Consider the following 6,000-nt stretch of genomic DNA (forward strand, 5'->3'; position numbering starts at 1 on the left):
CCGACCACGGGGACGCCCCCGACATTCGGGCGGGCCGGATCTCAGGGTGGGGTCAGGGTCGCCGCCGGAGGACGCTCGGGCCTCCGGCGCAGCAGGATCGAGGTTATGACCGACGACGCTGCCCAGCCGTACCGGCCGGGACCGACCGAACCGGAGCCGACGTCTCCGGCGGCCACCCGGTCGGCCGTACCCGAATCAACCGGTGCCGGGGCGGACGGCCCGGCCGTACCGCCGGGTGGGCGACCGCCCGCCGGCGGGACGGCGTGGGACGACACACCCCCACCCGTCGCCGCCGCGCCGCCACCCGGCGGAGCGACGGAGTGGGAGAACACCGCCGCACCGCCGTCCGCCGGGCCGGGGGGGCCGGGCGGACCTGGTGGATCTGGTGGATCTGGTGGATCTGGCTGGCCGGGCGGGCACGGCGGACCTGGCTGGCCGGGCGGATCCTTCGGGGGCACCGGCTTCACCTCCCGGTACGGCCTGGTCCGGCCTCGGGAGGGCCGTTACCTCGCCGGCGTCTGTGCTGCCGTCGGCCGGGCCACCAACACCGACCCGGTGCTCTGGCGGGTGCTGCTGGCGGTCCTGGGCTTCTTCGGCGGCATCGGCATCCTGGTCTACGTCGCCGCCTGGTTGATCATTCCAGGCGAGGGCGACACCGCCTCGCCCATCGAATCCATGCTGGGCCGTGGGCGTTCCAGCATGTCCCCGGTCACGGTGATCATCCTCGGCGTGGTGGTCGCGATCGGCTTCGGCTTCGTCGTCACCGACGCCTTCCGCGCGGTACTGCTCGGCGCGGCCATCCTGGTCGGCGGCGCGCTGTTGCTGAACCGTCAGCAGCGCGAAGCCCGACCCGAGTCGGCCGCACCCGGTGCAGGCGTCCCACCGAGCCCGCCACCGCCGCCGGGTCCGGTGCCTCCGGTCGGCTATCCACCGCCGACCGGCTACCCGGCGTACCCGGATTTCGGCCGGACGGCCACCGTCACGCCACCCGCCTTCCACCCGCCCGGTCCGCCGCCCGGCGTTTCCTCGGTACCGTCGGGGCCCGGCGGGCCTGATGAGCCGACCATGCAGTTGCCGTCGGCTCCGACGTGGCCGACGAGCGCTTCCGCGTCGGGCCCGCCGGTCGCCCCACCGACCTACCGCCCCCCGTTCGCGCCGCACGGCCCCTACGGCGGGCCGCCGAAGGTGACTCCGCCAGCCCCGCCCAAGTCCAAGCCGCCCCGCAAGCCCCGGGAACGATCGGCCCTGGGCCCGGTGACCTTCTCGTTGATCTTTGTCGCGTTGGGACTGGTCGGCGTGCTCGACCTGCTGGACGTCTTCGGGATCGGCGCGTCGGCCTACTTCGCCGCAGCACTCGCGGTGATCGGGCTCGGCCTGCTCGTGGGTACCTGGTTCGGGCGGGCCCGCTGGCTGATCGCGCTCGGCCTGGTGACCGCCGCCGCCCTGGCCGTGGTCACGGTCGTCGAGTCCTACGACCGGGTACGCGGCGTGGACGGCGCGGTCACGTGGGCGCCGACAAATCATCGCGACCTCGCCAACCGGTACGAACAGAGTTTCGGCGACGCGGTGCTCGACCTGCGGGCGATCGACTTCAGCCAGCAGGAGACGGAGGTCACCGTCGCCATCAACTTCGGCGAGGCCACCGTGGTGCTGCCGCCCAACGTGGACGTCACGGCGGTGACACAGGTGACCGCCGGTGACGCCGACGTCCTCGGCCAGCGGACGCAGGGCATGGACAACCGCGCGGCAGACGTCGTCGATCTCGGCCCGGACGGCGCCGGGGGCGGCAAGCTGCGCCTCAACCTGCACGTGAACGCCGGACACATGGAGGTGACCCGGTGAGGAGCCACCGCACCGACCTGGTCTCGTTCGCCTTCGGGCTGCTCTTTCTCGCCCTGGCCGCCTGGTGGCTGCTCGCCCAGGTACTCGGTCTCGTGCTGCCACCGGTCGGCTGGTTCCTGGCCGGTGGGCTGATCCTGGTCGGTGGGCTCGGCCTGATCGGCGCCCTGCGCTCCAGCCGGTACAACGGCCGGCCGGCACCGACCGAGCACCCTGACCACACCGGCCGGGAGGACTCGGCACCCGACACCGGCGACGACGCGGCCGATCCGCCCGCGGACCAAGCGGATGTCGACACCTCGACGGGCGGGCCGATCCCGGTCAGCTCGACCAGGACCGCCGAGCCGGAGCCGCAGCCGGACCGCACCCTCGACCTGTTCGGCGGGGCGGACGAGACGCCACCGTCCGGACGGCAGGGGCGCGACGCCTGACCGTGCGGCAGCGGTCGCCCGCCGCCTATGCTGGCCGGTGTGCTCCCGCCAGCGCCGGCCGGCCCGCGCCGCAGGGCAACCCCCGCGGGTCGTCGGCGTGCGCGGGCCGTCCGCGGCCGGGCCGACCACGCCGCCGGCGGTGACCCTTGCGTCAGTCGCCTCTACCCGTCAGGAGCCCGTTCGAGATGACCCAGTCCCCCGCCGTGCGTACGCCCGACCGATCCGGTCCGGTCCGCCTCGGCGAGCGCGCCGCCCGTACCCTCGTCTCCGAGCTTGCTCGGATCAACGACCCGAAGGCCGCCCTGCTGGTCGGCGCGGCCCCGGAGTCCGCGGTGCTGGCCGCGGCGATCGAAGCGCTGCTGCCCGGCGACACCCTCACCGTGGTACCCGCCGAACGGGTCAGCGCCGCCACGCTGCGGGAGCACGTCACCGCCCAGGGCCGCTGGGTGGCCGAGCGGGTCCGGGTCGTGGACAGCCTCGCCGAAGCGGAGGCCGCCGCGGTGGTCATCGCCGCCGAGGCGTTCAGCGGCACCGCCGACGAGGCCCGCGCCACCATCGGGGCACTCAGCAAGTACCTGGCCGACGGGGCGGTGCTCAGCGTCGCCACCGCCGTCGCGCGGACCGCCGGTGCCGCCGCCGAGTTGGACCGGCAGGGCGTGCTGTACGGCGTCGGTAACGACCTGGTGCTGCGCAACAACCCACCGGTACGGGTGTACCGGCTCCGCTTCACCCCGGCCGAGGCCGCCGCGGCCGAGCAGCTCGCTCCCGCCTACCGGCCGTCGAGCGTGCCGCTCAGCCGTGACATGCACATCGACTCCAACGGGGTCGCCGCCGCCGGCATCGCTCTCGGGCTGGCCGCACTCACCCGACTGGCCCGACCGAAGTCGAAGCTCTGGCTGCTGCCCGCGCTGGCCGCCGTGCCGGTGGCCGCCTTCTTCCGGGACCCGGAACGGGACGTGCCGGAGGATCCGTCGGCCGTGGTGGCCGCCGCCGACGGGCAGGTGCTGTCGGTACAGCGCCTTACCGACGAACGCTTCGGCGACGGCGAGTTCCTGCGCGTCGCGGTCTTCCTGTCGGTGCTCGACGTGCACGTCAACCGGTCTCCGGTGGCCGGCAAGGTGGTCGACTACTTCGTCGCGGACGGTGGGTTCGTCAACGCGATGAAGCCGGATGCGGAGCACAACGTGGCCGCCTACACGGTGCTGGACACCACCCACGGCACCGTGGTGGTGGCCCAGCGGACCGGCCTGATCGCCCGCCGGATCGTGCAGCGCGCGCCGATCGGCGCGCTACTGGCCCGTGGCGAGCGGTTCGGGCTGATCCGCTTCGGCTCGCGTACCGACGTGTATCTGCCGGCGGAGGCGGCGGAACCGCTGGTCGGGCCGGGTGACAAGGTGATCGGCGGATCGACCGTGATCGCCCGTTGGCGCTGAGTTCCGGACACCGGACACGGAAAGGGCGCCGCGGCCCGGCCGCGGCGCCCTTTCGCAGGTACGGAATCAGACGACGGTGCGGCGCTGGCGCAACCAGAGCACCGGACCGCTGATCAGATACCCGACCACGATCAGCCCGAAGGTGAGCCGGACGTCGATCAGGGCACCGACCACCGGCGCGAGCCAGACCCACGGCGGCAGCTTTACCAGACGGGCGAGCTTGGCGTACGGGAAGCTGCTGACCATGGTGAAGGCGAGCAGGGCCACTCCGGCGATCTGCACCGCCCCCGGCACCGGCATCCCGATCACCACCATCAGGGCGAGCACGGCGGCGGCCATCGTGGTGGGTACGCCGGAGAAGAACCGTCCGTCGTTGGGCGAGACGTTGAACCGTGCCAGCCGGATGGCGGCGCAGGCGGCGACGAGCGCGGCGGCCACCGCGGCGGCGGCGGTCGGCGCGGAACCGGCCAACGAGGCGTAGACCACCACGGGCGCGGCGAGGCCGAAGGAACACATGTCGGCCAGCGAGTCCATCTGGGCGCCGAACGGGCTGGACACCCCGAGCTTGCGGGCCAACGCGCCGTCCAGGCCGTCGAACGCGACGCAGGCGATCAGGAGGAACGCGGCCAGTCGCACCTCACCCTGCATGGCGACGAAGATCGCGTTGATGCCGAGCAGCAGGCTGGCCAGGGTGCAGGCGTTGACCAGAGCGAACTTCATCCGCCGGGCCGGTGTCCGCTCGCCCGGCAGCAGCGGTGCCGGCGTCGCCGTCGACGCGGCCGCAGTCGGCGCGACCGGTGGTGGGTCGACCGTGACCGGACCGACCAGCGGGGCGACCGGGGCGATGGTCTCCATCCCGGTGCGGTGGAACCGCCTCAGGCCGTACCGGCGACGCGGGCGGTCCTGGTACCGGGGCTCGGGCAACACGTCGATCGCGCCGTGCAGTTCTGCATCTCGGCGGCCGACGCGGACCAGCAGGACCTGGCGGGCGAGGGTGCCGCTGCGGCGCAGCGGGCCCGTCCAGCTTCGCCCTGCGGGACGCGGGCTGTCAGTCGTACGACGCCGGCGCCATGGGGCTCTCGGCACGTTTCCTCCATCACCGGATCGACTTACCGCCAGGTGGCGGGCGTCCGGCTGTCTCGTGCCGGACCTTCCTGGCCCGGCAGCCGTTTTGCGGAGTACACCATCGCACAGGGGGTGGGGGAATGGCGATAGCTGCCGGCGGTACTTATATCTCCCTTAACCGCGCGAACCGCCGTCTTATTCCCATCCGGGACATCATCGCCCGTTTTCTACGCCTGCCCTGCCATGACTGTACCGGAGGTCGTCCCTCCCGGCTCGGTGGTGAGATCGATGCGGCAGGGCCACGAAGGGTCACCTCGACGAATCCAGGGCAGTCACGGCGATCTCGGTCAGCGGAAGATTTCGCAGCTCAGATGGGGTGAACCAGGCGGCACGGGCGGTGGAGCCGCCGGCCATCTCGGTCACCGCCGGTTCGGTCGGCACGTCGACCGCCACCCGGTAGACGACCCGGACGCCGTGCCAGTCGAGGGGGTACCCCTCCGGCCCCAGGGCCGCCGGATTGTGCAGGTTGTCCACCCCGATCAGCTCGGTCACCCGGCCCAGTTGGCCGGACTCCTCGATCAGTTCCCGTAGCAAGGCGGTGACGGGCTGCTCGCCGTGATCGGTGCCCCCACCGGGCAGGTGCCACTGCCCGGCACCGGGATAGCCCTCGGCGATCAGGGTCAACAGCACCCGTCCGGCCGGATCGGCGACCACTCCGTACGTCCCGAAGCGCTGCCGGCGGTCGGTGCCGGGGCTGGGGAACGGCTCCCGGCGTCGCAGGGCACCGGCCGGCAGCGGAACGACCGGCAGACCGACGGCCTCGGCGGTGAACGGCAGCAGCGGCAACTCGGCCGCCTCGTCCAGGGCCAGCCAACGGGCCAGGTCGCTACTGCCGTCGCGCTCGGCACGCAGCCGCCCGCCCACCACGGCCACGTCGAACAGCAGCCGATCGGTGTGCAGAGCGACCCGGAGGTCCGGGTACGGCACCACGTCCGCGACGACCGCCCGCAGCCCGGTCACCTCGACGGTCAGCCCGGTTTCCTCGGCGACCTCGCGGACTACCGCGTGCGCGGGGTGCTCGGCGTGCTCCAGCCCACCTCCGGGCAGCGACCAGACCCCGGGAAAGTCCGCCGACGGGGAGCCCCGCACCAGCAACACCCGCCGCTCGACGTCCCGCAGGACTCCGTACGCCCCCACCCGCCGCACCCGCTCCACCACGCCCCGCCCCCGCC

General features: G+C 73.3%; 4 protein-coding genes and 1 pseudogene. 3 read left to right on the plus strand and 2 right to left on the minus strand.

The window, feature by feature from the left end:
* Positions 1-105 precede the first annotated feature (105 nt).
* The 3 genes and pseudogenes from KBX00_RS15150 (at position 106) to KBX00_RS15160 (ending at position 3,703) form a co-directional block, all read left to right on the plus strand.
* Complete coding sequence (locus tag KBX00_RS15150) at positions 106-1,842, plus strand: PspC domain-containing protein (RefSeq protein ID WP_210827329.1); 1,737 nt, start codon at positions 106-108, stop codon at positions 1,840-1,842.
* Positions 1,839-2,021, plus strand: a pseudogene (locus KBX00_RS29685) (hypothetical protein); the annotation flags it as partial. The gene KBX00_RS15150 and the pseudogene KBX00_RS29685, both read left to right, overlap by 4 nt.
* 434 nt (positions 2,022-2,455) lie before the next feature.
* Positions 2,456-3,703, plus strand: a complete 1,248-nt coding sequence (locus KBX00_RS15160; protein WP_210827333.1) for a phosphatidylserine decarboxylase — start codon at positions 2,456-2,458, stop codon at positions 3,701-3,703.
* A 66-nt stretch (positions 3,704-3,769) separates the two neighbouring features.
* On the opposite strand, the gene KBX00_RS15165 is transcribed toward KBX00_RS15160, so the two are convergent.
* Both KBX00_RS15165 and KBX00_RS15170 read right to left on the minus strand, forming a co-directional pair.
* Positions 3,770-4,714, minus strand: a complete 945-nt coding sequence (locus tag KBX00_RS15165) for a phosphatidylcholine/phosphatidylserine synthase (RefSeq protein WP_210827393.1) — start codon at positions 4,712-4,714, stop codon at positions 3,770-3,772.
* Positions 4,715-5,077: 363 nt separating this feature from the next.
* Positions 5,078-5,986, minus strand: a complete 909-nt coding sequence (locus KBX00_RS15170; protein WP_210827397.1) for an NUDIX hydrolase — start codon at positions 5,984-5,986, stop codon at positions 5,078-5,080.
* Between the last annotated feature and the right edge of the window lie 14 nt (positions 5,987-6,000).

The organism is Micromonospora sp. C95 (genome assembly GCF_018070465.1).
Lineage (GTDB): Bacteria > Actinomycetota > Actinomycetes > Mycobacteriales > Micromonosporaceae > Micromonospora.